The 14774-nt window shown below is 36.2% G+C and carries 19 protein-coding genes and 1 riboswitch; all 19 genes read right to left on the reverse strand.

What is annotated here, in order from left to right; genetic code table 11:
- Positions 1-34: 34 nt before the first annotated feature.
- The gene (gene sufB, locus AC3EMB_RS24625) at positions 35-1432 is read right to left on the reverse strand and encodes a Fe-S cluster assembly protein SufB (RefSeq protein ID WP_001118824.1); all 1398 of its coding nucleotides are present in this window, start codon (positions 1430-1432) and stop codon (positions 35-37) included.
- Between the two features lie 48 nt (positions 1433-1480).
- Positions 1481-1912 (reverse strand): Fe-S cluster assembly sulfur transfer protein SufU, encoded by a 432-nt coding sequence (gene sufU / locus AC3EMB_RS24630; protein WP_000009523.1) that lies wholly within the window; start codon positions 1910-1912, stop codon positions 1481-1483.
- On the reverse strand, positions 1902-3122 hold the full coding sequence (gene sufS, locus AC3EMB_RS24635; protein ID WP_001020767.1) for a cysteine desulfurase SufS: 1221 nt from the start codon (positions 3120-3122) through the stop codon (positions 1902-1904). Before sufS ends, sufU begins: the two co-directional genes overlap by 11 nt.
- Complete coding sequence (sufD, locus tag AC3EMB_RS24640; protein ID WP_053563424.1) at positions 3122-4414, reverse strand: Fe-S cluster assembly protein SufD; 1293 nt, start codon at positions 4412-4414, stop codon at positions 3122-3124. The genes sufS and sufD overlap by 1 nt, the downstream gene beginning before the upstream one ends.
- A 15-nt stretch (positions 4415-4429) precedes the next feature.
- Positions 4430-5215, reverse strand: a complete 786-nt coding sequence (gene sufC / locus AC3EMB_RS24645) for a Fe-S cluster assembly ATPase SufC (protein WP_000929163.1) — start codon at positions 5213-5215, stop codon at positions 4430-4432.
- 238 nt (positions 5216-5453) lie between these two features.
- Complete coding sequence (gene metQ, locus AC3EMB_RS24650) at positions 5454-6260, reverse strand: methionine ABC transporter substrate-binding lipoprotein MetQ (RefSeq protein WP_000722397.1); 807 nt, start codon at positions 6258-6260, stop codon at positions 5454-5456.
- 73 nt (positions 6261-6333) lie between these two features.
- Positions 6334-7146, reverse strand: a complete 813-nt coding sequence (metQ, locus tag AC3EMB_RS24655) for a methionine ABC transporter substrate-binding lipoprotein MetQ (protein ID WP_053563423.1) — start codon at positions 7144-7146, stop codon at positions 6334-6336.
- 23 nt (positions 7147-7169) lie between these two features.
- Positions 7170-7835, reverse strand: coding sequence for a methionine ABC transporter permease (locus AC3EMB_RS24660; protein ID WP_000359401.1), 666 nt, complete (start codon positions 7833-7835; stop codon positions 7170-7172).
- Positions 7828-8853, reverse strand: a complete 1026-nt coding sequence (locus AC3EMB_RS24665) for a methionine ABC transporter ATP-binding protein (RefSeq protein WP_000601791.1) — start codon at positions 8851-8853, stop codon at positions 7828-7830. Before AC3EMB_RS24665 ends, AC3EMB_RS24660 begins: the two co-directional genes overlap by 8 nt.
- A gap of 178 nt (positions 8854-9031) precedes the next feature.
- Positions 9032-9139, reverse strand: a riboswitch (SAM riboswitch).
- Positions 9140-9264: 125 nt separating this feature from the next.
- A complete protein-coding gene (locus AC3EMB_RS24670) occupies positions 9265-9609 on the reverse strand; it encodes a hypothetical protein (RefSeq protein ID WP_001242140.1) in 345 nt (114 codons plus the stop codon).
- Positions 9610-9761: 152 nt separating this feature from the next.
- On the reverse strand, positions 9762-10070 hold the full coding sequence (locus tag AC3EMB_RS24675) for a thioredoxin family protein (RefSeq protein WP_002025020.1): 309 nt from the start codon (positions 10068-10070) through the stop codon (positions 9762-9764).
- 3 nt (positions 10071-10073) lie between these two features.
- Positions 10074-10418 carry a toprim domain-containing protein gene (locus tag AC3EMB_RS24680; RefSeq protein ID WP_000640870.1) on the reverse strand — a complete coding sequence of 115 codons (345 nt, stop codon included), beginning with the start codon at positions 10416-10418 and terminating at the stop codon, positions 10074-10076.
- Between the two features lie 490 nt (positions 10419-10908).
- A complete protein-coding gene (gene gcvH / locus AC3EMB_RS24685) occupies positions 10909-11292 on the reverse strand; it encodes a glycine cleavage system protein GcvH (protein WP_000026896.1) in 384 nt (127 codons plus the stop codon).
- Between the two features lie 41 nt (positions 11293-11333).
- Positions 11334-11699, reverse strand: coding sequence for an arsenate reductase family protein (locus AC3EMB_RS24690; protein WP_000218968.1), 366 nt, complete (start codon positions 11697-11699; stop codon positions 11334-11336).
- Positions 11700-12418: 719 nt separating this feature from the next.
- Complete coding sequence (locus AC3EMB_RS24695) at positions 12419-12808, reverse strand: hypothetical protein (protein WP_145959734.1); 390 nt, start codon at positions 12806-12808, stop codon at positions 12419-12421.
- 115 nt (positions 12809-12923) lie between these two features.
- Positions 12924-13187: a DUF4176 domain-containing protein gene (locus AC3EMB_RS24700; protein WP_088020159.1), complete on the reverse strand. Its 264-nt coding sequence runs from the start codon at positions 13185-13187 to the stop codon at positions 12924-12926.
- Between the two features lie 14 nt (positions 13188-13201).
- The gene (locus AC3EMB_RS24705) at positions 13202-13393 is read right to left on the reverse strand and encodes a hypothetical protein (RefSeq protein ID WP_106823635.1); all 192 of its coding nucleotides are present in this window, start codon (positions 13391-13393) and stop codon (positions 13202-13204) included.
- Positions 13394-13408: 15 nt separating this feature from the next.
- Positions 13409-14257 (reverse strand): WXG100 family type VII secretion target, encoded by an 849-nt coding sequence (locus AC3EMB_RS24710; protein WP_088020157.1) that lies wholly within the window; start codon positions 14255-14257, stop codon positions 13409-13411.
- A 350-nt stretch (positions 14258-14607) separates the two neighbouring features.
- Positions 14608-14760: a tail length tape measure protein gene (locus tag AC3EMB_RS24715; protein ID WP_088020178.1), complete on the reverse strand. Its 153-nt coding sequence runs from the start codon at positions 14758-14760 to the stop codon at positions 14608-14610.
- Between the last annotated feature and the right edge of the window lie 14 nt (positions 14761-14774).

Genomic DNA, 14774 nt, shown 5'->3' on the forward strand with positions numbered 1-14774 from the left:
CGCCCTGCACAGCAGGGCGCTTCTACTTTATCTATTAACCAATAGAACCTTCCATCTCAAACTTGATTAGGCGGTTCATTTCAACTGCGTATTCCATTGGAAGTTCGCGAGTGAATGGCTCGATGAAGCCCATTACGATCATTTCTGTAGCTTCTTGCTCAGAAATACCGCGGCTCATTAGGTAGAATAATTGTTCTTCTGATACTTTCGATACTTTCGCTTCGTGCTCAAGTGAAACGTAATCGTTTTTGATTTCGTTGTAAGGAATTGTATCAGATGTAGATTGGTTATCCATGATTAACGTGTCACACTCGATGTTAGAGCGAGAGTTTTTCGCTTTTGGTCCGAAGTGTACGATACCACGGTAAGTTACTTTACCACCATGCTTCGCAATCGATTTAGAAACGATTGTTGAAGACGTGTTTGGTGCTAAGTGAATCATTTTCGCACCAGCATCTTGGTGTTGGCCTTTACCAGCAATCGCGATTGATAATGTTAAACCACGAGCGCCTTCGCCTTTTAAGATAACTGCTGGGTATTTCATCGTTAATTTAGAACCGATGTTACCGTCAATCCATTCCATCGTTGCGTTTTCTTCACAAACCGCACGTTTTGTAACTAGGTTGTATACGTTGTTCGCCCAGTTTTGGATTGTTGTATAACGGCAATACGCATCTTTTTTAATGATGATTTCTACTACCGCACTGTGAAGTGAGTTAGTAGTGTAAACAGGTGCTGTACAACCTTCTACGTAGTGTACGTGTGCGCCTTCGTCTACGATGATAAGCGTACGCTCGAATTGTCCCATATTTTCAGAGTTAATACGGAAATACGCTTGAAGTGGTGTATCAACTTTAATACCTTTTGGAACGTAGATGAATGATCCACCAGACCAAACTGCAGAGTTTAATGCAGAGAATTTGTTGTCTGTTGGTGGAATTACTTTTCCGAAATGCTCACGGAAAATATCTTCGTTCTCTTTTAATGCGCTATCTGTATCTTTGAAGACGATTCCTAGAGCTTCTAGGTCTTCTTTCATGTTGTGGTATACAACTTCAGATTCGTACTGTGCAGATACACCAGCTAAATATTTTTGCTCAGCTTCTGGAATACCTAATTTATCAAATGTTGCTTTAATTTCATCAGGTACTTCATCCCAAGACTTCTCAGATTTCTCAGATGGTTTTACGTAGTACGTAATTTCATCGAAATCTAAGTCGTTTAAGTCGCCGCCCCATTGTGGCATTGGCATTTCATAGAACTTATCCAGTGATTTTAAACGGAAGTCTAACATCCACTGTGGTTCTTCTTTCATACGTGAAATCTCTTCAACGATCTCTTTTGTTAAACCGCGTCCAGCACGGAAAATCGAAACGTCTTTGTCTTTGAAACCATATTTGTAATCGCCGATATCTGGCAGTTGCTTCGCCATGTTGGTGTGTCCCTCCTTAGATAACCTCATTTTTAGGAACCTTTAACATTACTTATCTTCGTTTAAGCCCTTTTCTAACGCTTTCCACGCTAATGTTGCACATTTAATACGTGCAGGGAACTTGCATACGCCTTGTAATGCTTCAATATCTCCTAAATCGATGCTGTCATCGTACTCTTTTCCTAGCATCATGTCAGAGAAAATTTTCGAAAGCTGAAGTGCTTCTTCAATTTTCTTACCTTTTACTGCTTGTGTCATCATTGAAGCTGAAGACATTGAGATTGAACATCCTTCGCCTTCAAACTTCGCCTCTTGCACAATACCTTCTTCTACTTTCATCGTAAGTTGAATACGATCGCCGCAAGTTGGATTGTTCAAGTTAACGGTAACACTATCTTCTAACACGCCATGGTTACGAGGATTTTTGTAATGATCCATAATAACTTGACGATATAACGTATCTAAATTATTAAATGACATTTGTGAAATACTCCTTTGTCTTGATTAGCGATTCAACAAATGTATCAATTTCTTCTTTTGTATTATATAAATAGAAGCTCGCACGTGCTGTTGAAGAAGCTTTTAGCCACTTCATAAGCGGTTGTGCACAGTGATGTCCTGCGCGAACTGCAATGCCTTCTACATCTAATACAGTCGCTACATCGTGAGGATGTACGTCTTCAATATTAAATGTAACAAGACCAGCGCGATGCTTTGGACCATAAATTGTAACGCCATCTACTTCTGATAGTCTTTCTAAAGCGTATTGCGCTAATTCATGCTCATGCTTTTCAATATTATCAAGACCGATTTCTTCTAGGAAATCAATTGCCGCACCAAGTCCGATTGCATTACCGATAATCGGTGTACCTGCTTCAAACTTCCACGGAAGCTCTTTCCAAGTAGATTCTTGTAAATCTACGAAATCAATCATTTCACCACCAAATTCAATTGGCTCCATATTGTTTAGCAATTCTTTCTTACCATATAATACGCCGATACCTGTAGGTCCGCACATCTTATGAGCAGATAATGCGTAGAAATCACAGTTTAAATCTTGTACATCCACTTTCATGTGAGGTGTACTTTGTGCACCATCAACGACCATAATTGCTCCGTTTTCGTGTGCGATTGCTCCGATTTCTTTTACAGGGTTAATCGTTCCAAGTACGTTTGATACTTGCATAATAGAAACGATTTTTGTATTCGGTGTAACAGTTTGACGAACATCTTCTAAAGAAATTGTACCGTCTGGTTGAAGCGGAAGGTATTTCAAAGTTGCACCAGTTTTCTTCGCAACTTGTTGCCACGGAATGATGTTACTATGGTGCTCCATGTAAGAAATAACGATTTCATCGCCCTCTTTTACATTTTCAAGACCATAGCTAGCTGCTACTGTATTTAATGCAGTTGTCGTTCCGCGCGTGAAAATAATCTCTTCCATTGATTTCGCGTTAATAAACTTGCGAACTTTCTCACGTGCACCTTCATACGCGTCGGTAGCTTTCGTACCGAGCGTATGAACACCGCGATGCACGTTAGAATTATATTCTTTATAGTAACGTTCTAACGTTTCAATGACTTGAATTGGTTTTTGAGAAGTTGCTGCACTATCGAAATAAACAAGTTGTTTGCCGTTCACTTTTTGATCAAGAATTGGAAACTGTTTGCGTATTTCATGAATATTCATTAGCGAACTTTCCTTTCAATTACCTCAACAAGCTGTGCTTTTACTCCTTCAATTGGAAGCTCATTAACTACAGGTGCTAAGAATCCATGGATGACTAAACGTTCTGCTTCGCGTTTTGGAATACCACGGCTCATCAAGTAGTATAATTGGTACGGATCTACGCGGCCTACTGAAGCTGCGTGACCTGCCATAACATCATCTTCATCAATTAAAAGAATTGGGTTCGCATCACCGCGAGCTTTTTCGTCTAGCATAAGAACGCGAGAAGATTGTTGTGCATTTGATTTAGATGCACCGTGTTCAATCTTACCAATTCCATTAAAGATAGATGTTGCACTATCTTTTTGTACACCGTGTTTTAAAATCCAACCTTCAGAGTGTTTACCGAAGTGAACAACTTTAGTTGTAAAGTTTTGTGTTTGGTTACCACGGCCAATTGTTACTGTTTTCGTATCAGCATATGAACCGTCGCCCATTAAGTTCGTAACGTTCTCTGAAATTGTGTTTCCATCATTCATAAGGCCTAGAGCCCAATCAATGCGGCCGTCGCGTCCAACAACACCGCGGCGGTTAACGTAAGTTGTTACGTCTTTTGCTAATAGATCAACCGCACCGAATTTCACTTGTGCGCCTTGTTCCACAATTACTTCTGCTACGATATTTGCAATACCTTTAGCATTTTCATTTGCAACATAGTTTTCTACATAAGTTGCAGTACTGTTCGCATCAGCTACGAATAATACATGGTTATATACGTTAGCTTCTTCGCCGTCTACTAAGAATACAGCTTGAAGTGGAGTTTCAAGAACAACGTTTTTCGGAACATATACGAATGCACCGCCGTTGATTAATGCAGCATGAAGTGCAGTTAGACGATGCTCGTCTACTTTCACGCCGTCTTTCATTAAATACTTTTGTAGTAGTTCAGCATGCTCTGTTGCAGCTGTTACGATATCTGTGAAAATAACACCTTTGTCTTTTGCTTCGTCTGCTAAAGAAACGAACGCAGTTGTACCAGTACGTTGCACTAATACGCTGTTATTTTCATCGATTAAGTTTTTCACTGCTTCTGGAAGCTCTGTTAAAGAACTTACAGGCTCTTGCTTAGCAGCGTCGCCTTTTCCGATAAAGTCCCATTTTTCAATTTTCGTTTTATCAGGCGTTGGCATTGGAAGTTCTGTTGCTTTTGCAAGAGCTTGTAAGCGGAACTCAGTCAACCAAGCAGCTTCGTTTACTTCGCTTGCGCGTTGACGGATTGTTTCTTGATCGAAAGGTAATGTACCGATTGTCATGTTTATGCTCCTCTCTTACGCTTCTTGCTCTGTTGTTTCGTCTTCAATACCTAATTCTTTTTTAATCCAGTCGTAACCTTCAGCTTCTAGACGTTGTGCAAGCTCAGGGCCACCAGATTTAACGATACGACCGTTCATCATAACGTGAACGAAGTCTGGAGTGATGTAGTTTAATAAGCGTTGGTAATGCGTAATCATTAGGCAACCGAACTCTTCGCCGCGCATTTGGTTAATACCTTTAGATACAACTTTTAATGCATCGATATCAAGACCTGAGTCGATTTCATCTAAGATTGCGATTTTTGGCTCAATCATCATTAATTGAAGAATTTCGTTACGCTTTTTCTCTCCACCAGAGAAACCTTCGTTTAAGTAACGTTGTGCCATTTCTGGATCCATTTCTAGGAATTCCATGTTTTTATCTAATGTACGGATAAATTTCATAAGAGAAATTTCATCGCCTTCTTCACGACGTGCATTAATTGCAGAACGTAAGAAGTCAGCGTTTGTTACTCCGCTAATTTCACTTGGATATTGCATTGCTAGGAATAGACCCGCTTGTGCGCGCTCGTCTACTTCCATTTCTAATACATCTTCACCGTCAATGATGATGCTACCTTCTGTTACTTCATACTTTGGGTGACCCATAATTGCAGAAGATAAAGTTGATTTACCTGTTCCGTTAGGTCCCATAATTGCGTGGATTTCTCCACCTTTTACTTCAAGGTTTACACCCTTTAAAATTTCTTTGCCGTCAATTGATACGTGTAAGTCTTTAACCGTTAATGTAGAACCAGCCATCTCAATACCTCCATTAATCCTATATATACATTTTAAAAATTCCTAAAACGTTCATATTCTCATTTTATTCTCATTCTAATTTTATATCAAATAAAATGATATCGCAAACGACGAAAAAAAGTAACCGTTTTTTCACAAATGTATATAAGTATTTCCTTTACATCTTTCTATGATACACCTTTCTTCTTATTTATATAAAGAAAAAAGGACTGGTAATTTCCCAGTCCTTTCCTTATATTTATTCACTTACCGGAAGTACAGCACCTTTATATTCTTTATTAATAAAATCTTGAATTTCTTTTGAATGTAACACTTCTACTAGCTCTTTAATTTCTTTTTTCTTCTCATCACCTTTACGAACTGCAATGATGTTTGCATACGGAGAGTCTGCTCCTTCAATCGCAATTGCATCCTTCGTTGGATTTAATTTTGCATCAATTGCATAGTTCGAATTAATGAATAAAGCATCTCCCTCATTATTTTCATACAACTTCGGTGAAAGTCCGGGTTCAACATCTGTTTTAAATTTTAAGTTTTTCGGATTTTCGACTACATCTTTTACTGTCGCCTTAACCACATCTACACCATCTTTAAGCTTAATCACGCCGCCTTTTTGTAACAATGCTAACATACGGCCACGCTCCGCTACGTTATTACTCATAATCACTGTCCCGCCATCTGGTAAGTCTTTTAAGCTTTTATATTTCTTAGAATAAATGCCCATTGGCTCTAAATGGATTTTTCCTGCGTTTACAATTTTATATCCTTTTTCTTGGATTTCTTTATCTAAGTAAGGAATGTGTTGGAAGTAGTTCGCATCAATTTCCTTATCCGCTAACGCTTTATTCGGCAACACATAATCTTGGAATTTTTTAATTTCTAATTTAATACCCTTTTTCTCTAATATCGGCTGTGCCTTTTCTAAAATAACAGCGTGTGGCACGTTAGAAGCTCCAACAACAAGCTTATTCTCATCTTTCCCTCCGCAAGCAGCTAATGTAAATACAGACAGCGCTGTAACAACTGACAATAGAATCTTTTTCATATGATGTCCCCTTCTCCCCAATAGTTATGTAGTTATGAAAAAGAGCTGGCATCAGACCAGCCCTTTTCAGCAATTATTCTTTTACAGGAACAACTGCCCCTTTATATTCTTTATTAATGAAGTCTTCAATTTCTTTAGAATGTAATACTTCTACAAGAGCTTTAATCTCTTTCTTATCTTTATCGCCTTTACGAACAGCTACTATGTTTGCGTACGGTGAATCATTTCCTTCAATTGCAATGGCATCTTTTTCCGGATTTAACTTTGCATCAATTGCATAGTTAGAGTTAATTAAAACAGCATCGCCTTCTTTATTGTTATACACTTGTGGCAATAAACCAGGCTCGATATCCGTTTTGAATTTTAGATTTTTCGGATTATCTGCAATATCTTTTGGAGTTGCTTTAACTGGATCTATTCCGTCTTTAATCTTTAAAATGCCTTCTTTTTGTAAAATCGCTAAACCACGTCCATGATCAGCAACTGAATTACTCATAATGATTGTTGCACCGTCCGGAAGTTCTTTTAAGCTCTTATATTTTTGAGAATATACACCAATTGGCTCTAAATGAATTTTTCCTGCTACTTCAAAGTCATATTTTTTATCTTTAATTTCTTTTTCTAAATACGGAATGTGTTGGAAGTAGTTTGCATCTAAATCCTTATCCGCTAACGATTTATTTGGTAATACGTAGTCTTGGAATTTTTTAATTTCTAACTCAATTCCTTTTTTCTCAAGTAACGGTTTTGCCTTTTCTAAAATTTCAGCGTGCGGTACGTTAGAAGCACCAACAACAAGTTTCTTTTCATCTTTATCTTTCCCGCCACAAGCAGCTAAACCAAAAATTGAAGTTGAAATAAGTGCCGTAAGTAATAATTTTTTCATTTGAAACATCCTCCCGTTTTTTATTATCGTTTATCTATTCGAGTCGTTAAACTATCACCAATCCACTGAATTAAAAATACAACTAGTAATACACAAATTGTCGCAACGATTGTTACATCGTTATTCCCTCTCTGGAATCCTTCTAAGTAAGCAAGTGTTCCAAGACCACCAGCACCAACAACTCCCGCCATTGCTGTATAGCCTACTAAAGCAATTGTCGTAACTGTAATACCAGATACTAATGCTGGTAACGATTCTGGAATCAATACTTTTAAAATAATTGTGCTTGTTTTTGCTCCCATTGCTTTTGAAGCTTCAATTACACCTTTATCAATTTCGCGAAGTGCGATTTCAACCATTCTCGCGTAGAATGGTGCCGCTCCAATAATTAAAGCTGGCAGCGCTGCACTTGCTCCAAGAATTGTTCCAAGAAGAATCTTTGTGAATGGGATTAATAAAATAATTAAAATGATGAACGGTATAGAACGGAATATGTTTACGAATGCTCCAATCACCGTATTAATTGATTTGTTTTCCCATAAATTATCTTTCGCTGTCATGAAGAGTAACAATCCTAAAATTAGTCCTAAAACAAATGTCGCAAGAGCTGCGATTGCCGTCATATATAACGTTTCACCAGTTGCTTCTAACATTTGATTCCAATCAACATTTGCGAGTAACTTATCCATGTGCAATCACCTCCAGCTCTACTTGATCTTGATGAATTCCTTCTATTGCTTGCTGGATCGCTGTTTCCTCACCATTTAAATGAACAACTAAACTACCGTAAGAACCGTTATTCGTTTGTGCGATATTTCCTTGCAAAATGCTAACTTCTATATCACTGCGTTGCATCAATCGTTGAAGCACTGGTCTTTCTACAGCCTCACCGATAAACTGCAAACGAATCACTTTTCCATCTGGATATTTTTCAATTAAACTTTCAATCGTTTCATTTGTATCTTCAGAATCTGTTAACTGCTGTACAAATCGTTTCGTAATATCTTGCTTCGGATTACGGAATACATCAAGTACTGGACCCGTTTCTACAATCTTTCCTCTCTCCATTACCGCCACTCGATTACAAATCTTTCGAATTACGTGCATCTCATGTGTAATGAGTACAATTGTTAAACCAAGGCGCTTATTAATGTCTAATAGTAAATCCAAAATTTGATCTGTCGTTTCTGGATCAAGAGCTGACGTTGCCTCATCACATAAAAGTACTTGTGGGTTGTTAGCTAATGCTCTTGCAATCCCAACGCGTTGTTTTTGTCCCCCGCTCAGCTGAGATGGGTACGCGTCTCCTCTTCCTTCTAATCCAACAAGATGAATTAATTCATCAACACGTTTTCTTCTCTTCGTTTTATCAACACCTGCAATTTCAAGTGGAAACTCTATATTTTCACGTACAGTTCGTGACCAAAGTAAGTTGAAGTGCTGAAAAATCATTCCGATTTCTTGCCTTGCCTTACGAAGTTCACTTCCTGTAATTGCTGATATAACACGATTCGCAATTGTAATTTGGCCAGAAGTCGGTTTCTCTAACTGATTAAACAATCTGATTAAAGAACTTTTCCCAGCGCCGCTATATCCGATAACACCAAATATTTCGCCTTTTTCTATTTTTAAATTGGCGTTATCTACAGCAGTGACATCACCGCTTTTCGCCTTATATATTTTCCTTACATTCTCTAATAGAATCATGATGTTCACCCCTTTTTTGTTTAGGTCGACTCCGCAATTTTTTATTTTTAATGCGTGTAGTCCACTGTTATCATTACTTTTATTATTTGAATGTCCTCCACATTCAAACAATAAAAAAACCTTTCTGCTTTAGAGAAGCAGAAAGGTTTATATGCGTATATAACAACATTATCCCTCTCTCTCATCTCTCAAAGCATTCGCTTTGCAGGAATTGGCACCATTTCAACATAAGTTGACGGTTGCCGGGCTTCACAGGGCACAGTCCCTCCACCTCTCTTGATAAGAGAAATCAGATTCAATTTTCGTCTGATTTGAAATTTATGAAATTGTCTATATTTTATGACTTGAATTGTATCAATATACACTCACCATGTCAACAGAAATTTTCGTAAAAAATGAAACTTCAGAATTTTAAGCACCTACTGACATCGGTTTACATATATGAAACATCGATTCCACTAATAACATCGTTCGGTACGTTCCTGAATATTGTACACGTCCATCATTCATTAACATTTGCAATCGTACATTTCCATTCACCAATTGTTCTATATCCTTTTCGTCTAAGCAAATGATTTGTTCCGTTCCTCTTTCCTCATGTACCAGCTCTATATAATCTCTTGAAATTTGTAACGAACAACTTTCATCTCTAAAGCGGAAATTAACAGTTTTTTCTTCTTGTCTTAAAAGTGGCTCTAAATGATATTGACCATTAGCGTAATTTACAAATGATTGAAGCAAAGAATATAATCTCACCCTAAATCACATCCTTCATATCACTTTCTATTACATACCATTCCCTCTCACTAAAGAGCAATCCTGTTATTTTCGCTCGACAAATACTGTATCCATCCTGCATCTCGACATATTTCCCAAGAAATATGTCGAGGCGGCAAAAATTTTGCCGCCTACTTTAATTCCGTATATAAATATTCAACCGAATGAAATGCATATATCTTCTTCATCAGTGTCCCATTTTCAAAAACAAGTAAACAAGGTACACTTTCAATCCCATACTCTTTCGCTAAATGCGGAGCATAATTTAAATCTAACATCCCAATTTTGAGGCCTTCAATTGTCATCTCAACGACTGTTAACATCTTTTTTGCTAATTGGCATGTTCCACACATTGGAGTATATACATATAACACTGTTTTTTCTTCATTCTCTATTAGGGCTGTAGCTTCGGCTCCTGTCCAATCGATCACTTCTATCATTCCTTACCGTAAATATTCTGTATAAACGTCAATGTCGGCTCCCCATAATACATTTGCTAAGTGTGTAGATGGCGCAGTTGCCACTTCTCGGTACGAGCGATCAATATAGATATGCTCGGCTTGCGGAAATTCTTTTCGAAATTGTTTCCTTAACTTTTCTCCAGCATCATCAGCATCCACTAGCACATACACTTCCTTATCAAAAAACTGATCAACGAGCTCATCCATTTTCGACAAACCAATTGTACCATTTGTACAAACAATTTCCACTGGTTCACGAATAATAGATTCAATCTTTCTTCTATCTGATGTACCTTCTACAATAATGACTTTTTCCACATAAATCATATGTCATCACCCGATCACCATATACTATACAACCTTGAACTTAGTATATAGTATATTCGTTATTTTCATGTTGTTTCCTGTTTATTTTTGCAAAAGAAAAGCGAAACCGACTGTTTAGCCCTGTTGGCTAAGGTTCTTCCGTACAGAAGACGCTTTTTGTCTTCTCGTGCGGAAGGTTCTTAGACATGAAGGGCTAGGAGTTGGAGCTAGACAATGAAAAGCGCAAGCGGCTCATTTAGATTGTGAGGGGGATGGAGCTTCTGACGTAGAGGCGCTTTTTGCCTTGTAGGAAGAAGCGAAGCCACCGAACAATCTAGTCGCTGGAGCTAGACAACGAAAAACAAAAACGGCTAGACCTGCATAAAGATTAAACGAAAAAGTTTTTTCAAAAAACGTTCTCCTACACGATAATTAGTATATGATTCTACATTCATTATTTTACACAAAATAAAAAAGGACAGCACAAAGGCTGTCCTTTAGTCGACTATAATTAGTCTTGGTTTGTCATTTCTGCATATTTTTCTGCAGTTAATAACTTCTCAACTTGGCTTGCATCAGAAAGTTCAACTTTAACCATCCATGCACCCTCGTATGGAGATTCGTTAACAAGTTCTGGTTGGTCACTTAATTCTTCGTTTACTGCTACAACTTTACCGCTTACAGGTGCGTATAACTCAGAAACTGTTTTAACAGATTCTACGCTTCCGAATGGCTCGTCAGCTTCGATTGTTGCACCTACTTCAGGAAGTTCAACGAATACGATATCACCTAGCTCACCTTGTGCAAAGTGAGTGATACCGATAACAACTTCATTACCTTCAGTTTTTACCCATTCGTGTTCTTCAGAGTAACGTAAATTATTTGGAATGCTCATGACTGTACCTCCAGTGAATGTATTAATTATGTAAAAATACCTTATTGGTACTTTTTCCACACACTTTCAAACTGCTCTTCGTTAAAACCAAGTGTTACATTCGTTCCATCTGTTACAATTGGACGTTTGATCAACATGCCATCAGATGCTAAAAGCTCATACATTTCGTCTTCGCTTGCATCTTTCAACTTATCTTTCAGACCAAGTTCACGGTAACGCATTCCACTTGTATTAAAGAATTTTTTTAATGGTAATTCACTTTTTTCATGTAAATTACGTAAATCTTCTTTTGATGGTGGATTTTCAACAATATGAATCATCTCATATGCTACATCGTTTGCCTCAAACCATTTCTTTGCCTTTTGACATGTGCCACACTTTGGATATGAATAAAATGTTACTGTCATAAATTCACCTACTTTTTTACTAACCTTTACCTTTATCATATAGAAAACGTTTTATTATTTCAAACCATTATTCGCTAAACTTTTACTTATTTCGTGATAATTTTTAATAATCCTGCGAATTTTTCTTATTTTTCCGCCATTTGTTAAGAAAAAAATAAATATATAAAATTTTTTAAATTCTGCACCAAACATATATCTTAAACAAGCGTTTGATTAATTCTTCATTTTTCTTTGTTGACCTTTGAACTACATGAGTTTCTTTCTACCGAACATACAGCTTAAACAAACGTTTGATTAATTCTCCATTTTTCTTTGTTAACCTTTGAGCTGCATCGGTTTCTTCCTATAGTCACAAAACCTGGAAACAATTCACATGACAAAGGCGTACAGATAAAAGGAACTAACGATTTTGGCCGTAATAGTGAGAGAATTCCATGATGATTAAGAAATTACTACAAAGAAAAGCCATGAATAAACATGACTTTCATAGCATAATCACTTCTATATTCAATACAAATTAAAGTGAATTATATTTCTTTACTTTTAAAGGAATAGATATTACATATAAATCTATTGCATAAGTAATAATCAAAATCCCTTTTCCTTCATCAGCAAATTTTGCTTGCAGAAACTTTTCTGAAACTTTCCTTTTTCCCCATCTCTTTGGAAGGTATTCGAATCCTAAGAACATAATAATAGCCCAATACTCATTAACTTAACTACTTTTCTTTTTTCCATGATATTTCAAATTCTCCACCATGTTCTTCTGTTATAATTTTAACTTTATATGTATCATCTTTAGACACTTTAATATTATTTTTACTGTTTCCACTATTAACTTCCAGTATTGTATTATCCTTTGAATCCAAAACATAAGCCTTTATGGTTCCTTGCTTAGTTTTATCATCAAAGGTAAATGTCCAGCTTTCACCTTTTTTTACATCCATATCTTGAGTTGCAAAACCTGTGAAACTTTTATACTTTCCATCTATACTATTTGAACCTCCATGAACCTTACCACCAACAATCGTTCCCTCTCTTGTAAAACAACCACTAAGAACCACCAAACATAGAACAAATAATAATATATTTTTAATAGTTTTCAACATCATTCCCCCTTATCCTCACAATAAATATCCCCCTATTTACATTCAAAAAACTATAATAACTATAATATACCCTAGTGAATATATTATAATTATTATAGTTTTAAAATCAATAATGCTATTTCAAATCTTCACGCAACTTCATTTCATCTTCATTTACATATCCAGTAAAAATAACTTCTGATATATGTTCATGATTAAAAAACATATTATATTCGGTGGAAATATTTCCGATAGGATAATAACAAGCTACATAATCCCAAGTTTTCTTAGTTTTTGAATCTTCTTGTTTTCTACCATATATCATCAATGGTTGTTCCCATGTTTTAAATTTCACAACTGAACCAATCGGAAGTAATGTATCTTTCTCTATCTTCTCCATTTTAATTCACCTCTTTACTTAATGAAAAATTTACCTATTTTATATAAAATTAAAAAACTAATAGGAACTGTAATTAAATATATCAATGAAAAAATTATTTTTTCTTTTAAATTATATGTAGCATCAAACATTGTAAAAATAATAGTACCCAAAAAACAAATAACAAAAAGAATTGTTAAAAATTTCTTCAAACTTTCTAAAGTCATACAAGATACTCCTTTTTACTTTATCTCTACTTCAACACCTGTACCCACAGGACTAGCTCCAGGCCCCCAAGGGAAATTCACTTTAAATCCACTTGAACTTACCTTTAGTGAACCACCGGCTTGTCCAAGTGAGGCTGAACCACCAAGATGTAAATCATGATCTGTAAATGGTATAGGTATATCTATACCCGCTTCATATTTTGCTAAAGAGGCCTCCGCCCCAAGTTCAAATCCATTTTTATCTATTTTAGCAGCAACTTCCGCGTTTGCCATGCTTAAACTTGCTTCTCCTTTTAAATCTCTTCCATCAATATTTACTGAACCTTCAATACCTACTTTTACAGTGTTATATGAGGCACTGCCTCCAATAATTGCTCCAGCTTTCAATTCACCACCTATAGCTTTAGCATATAACGGGCCACTTCTTTCATTATATAAATAGCCTTCTTTAGACTTGGTACTTAACAAATCAGTTATTGATTGTAAATTAACTTTATTATTAATTCCTAATCCAGCACCTAATCCAGCAGCACTTAACCCGGCAGCACTTAACCCTGTACCACTTAATCCGGTAGCACCACTAGTCATATTAACTCCATTATTATCTGTTGTTTCAAATTTAAGGGCAATACGCACTAATTCTTCTTCAATATTTTTTAAATGACTATTAAAAGATTCATAAGCTTTGGTTAAAGTAGGCAAATCATTATAAAAAGATAAACTTGAAGCTCCTATCCATCTCATTTGAAGATTCAACAATTCTGAAAGAATCCTATTATGACGATCAGTTGCTTCAGCACTGGCGTATTTAAAATTTTTTGCCCTATTTCTTAATTCTTCTGGAGTAACCTTGATCTCTCCCATTTATACCCCCCTTATTTCTATGGCTTCTGATTTAACATTAGAATTACACATTCATATAATTACTGTTTTTCCCAAAAAAATCAAGATAAAAATTATATTATTTAGAATTTTTAATGATTGTATTCCATGATAGTTAGGGAATTCCAGCACATAAAAAAGCAATCTACATATCTTTAGCAATTTTATAAACAACGGAATCATTTGAACCACTATATAACCGATTCCCGCATGCGAAATAAAGGAGAATCCTCGTTCCTGTCTCTACCTATCATAATAAAGCTAAAGCTGCTTTTATACTCGCTCACAAACCAATACCAATCGTAAGGGAGAGTGATGTAGAACTAACATTATCATCCCTTGATAAAACGAGCTAATACTTGATGCACTTCATTAAATTTTATAATCAAATCTGCAATTGCTGATATAAAATTATAAATCAGCCTCATTACAGCCGCGAATGCATCTCGCATACGTTGTACAGCTTTCGTGAGCTTATCAATCATATTGTTATATTTGC

The sequence above is a fragment of the Bacillus sp. LQ16 genome, from assembly GCF_057784645.1.

Bases quoted from the DNA above. Each gene is read 5' to 3' on its own strand.
- sufU (WP_000009523.1), bottom strand. From the start codon at position 1,912: ATGTCATTTAATAATTTAGATACGTTATATCGTCAAGTTATTATGGAT.
- sufD (WP_053563424.1), bottom strand. From the start codon at position 4,414: ATGACAATCGGTACATTACCTTTCGATCAAGAAACAATCCGTCAACGC.
- AC3EMB_RS24675 (WP_002025020.1), bottom strand. From the start codon at position 10,070: ATGATAGAAGTGATCGATTGGACAGGAGCCGAAGCTACAGCCCTAATA.
- gcvH (WP_000026896.1), bottom strand. From the start codon at position 11,292: ATGAGCATTCCAAATAATTTACGTTACTCTGAAGAACACGAATGGGTA.
- AC3EMB_RS24695 (WP_145959734.1), bottom strand. From the start codon at position 12,808: ATGTTGAAAACTATTAAAAATATATTATTATTTGTTCTATGTTTGGTG.
- AC3EMB_RS24680 (WP_000640870.1), bottom strand. From the start codon at position 10,418: ATGATTTATGTGGAAAAAGTCATTATTGTAGAAGGTACATCAGATAGA.
- AC3EMB_RS24710 (WP_088020157.1), bottom strand. From the start codon at position 14,257: ATGGGAGAGATCAAGGTTACTCCAGAAGAATTAAGAAATAGGGCAAAA.
- AC3EMB_RS24705 (WP_106823635.1), bottom strand. From the start codon at position 13,393: ATGACTTTAGAAAGTTTGAAGAAATTTTTAACAATTCTTTTTGTTATT.
- AC3EMB_RS24690 (WP_000218968.1), bottom strand. From the start codon at position 11,699: ATGACAGTAACATTTTATTCATATCCAAAGTGTGGCACATGTCAAAAG.
- sufC (WP_000929163.1), bottom strand. From the start codon at position 5,215: ATGGCTGGTTCTACATTAACGGTTAAAGACTTACACGTATCAATTGAC.
- AC3EMB_RS24665 (WP_000601791.1), bottom strand. From the start codon at position 8,853: ATGATTCTATTAGAGAATGTAAGGAAAATATATAAGGCGAAAAGCGGT.
- metQ (WP_053563423.1), bottom strand. From the start codon at position 7,146: ATGAAAAAATTATTACTTACGGCACTTATTTCAACTTCAATTTTTGGT.
- AC3EMB_RS24715 (WP_088020178.1), bottom strand. From the start codon at position 14,760: ATGATTGATAAGCTCACGAAAGCTGTACAACGTATGCGAGATGCATTC.
- metQ (WP_000722397.1), bottom strand. From the start codon at position 6,260: ATGAAAAAGATTCTATTGTCAGTTGTTACAGCGCTGTCTGTATTTACA.
- sufS (WP_001020767.1), bottom strand. From the start codon at position 3,122: ATGAATATTCATGAAATACGCAAACAGTTTCCAATTCTTGATCAAAAA.
- AC3EMB_RS24660 (WP_000359401.1), bottom strand. From the start codon at position 7,835: ATGGATAAGTTACTCGCAAATGTTGATTGGAATCAAATGTTAGAAGCA.
- sufB (WP_001118824.1), bottom strand. From the start codon at position 1,432: ATGGCGAAGCAACTGCCAGATATCGGCGATTACAAATATGGTTTCAAA.
- AC3EMB_RS24700 (WP_088020159.1), bottom strand. From the start codon at position 13,187: ATGGAGAAGATAGAGAAAGATACATTACTTCCGATTGGTTCAGTTGTG.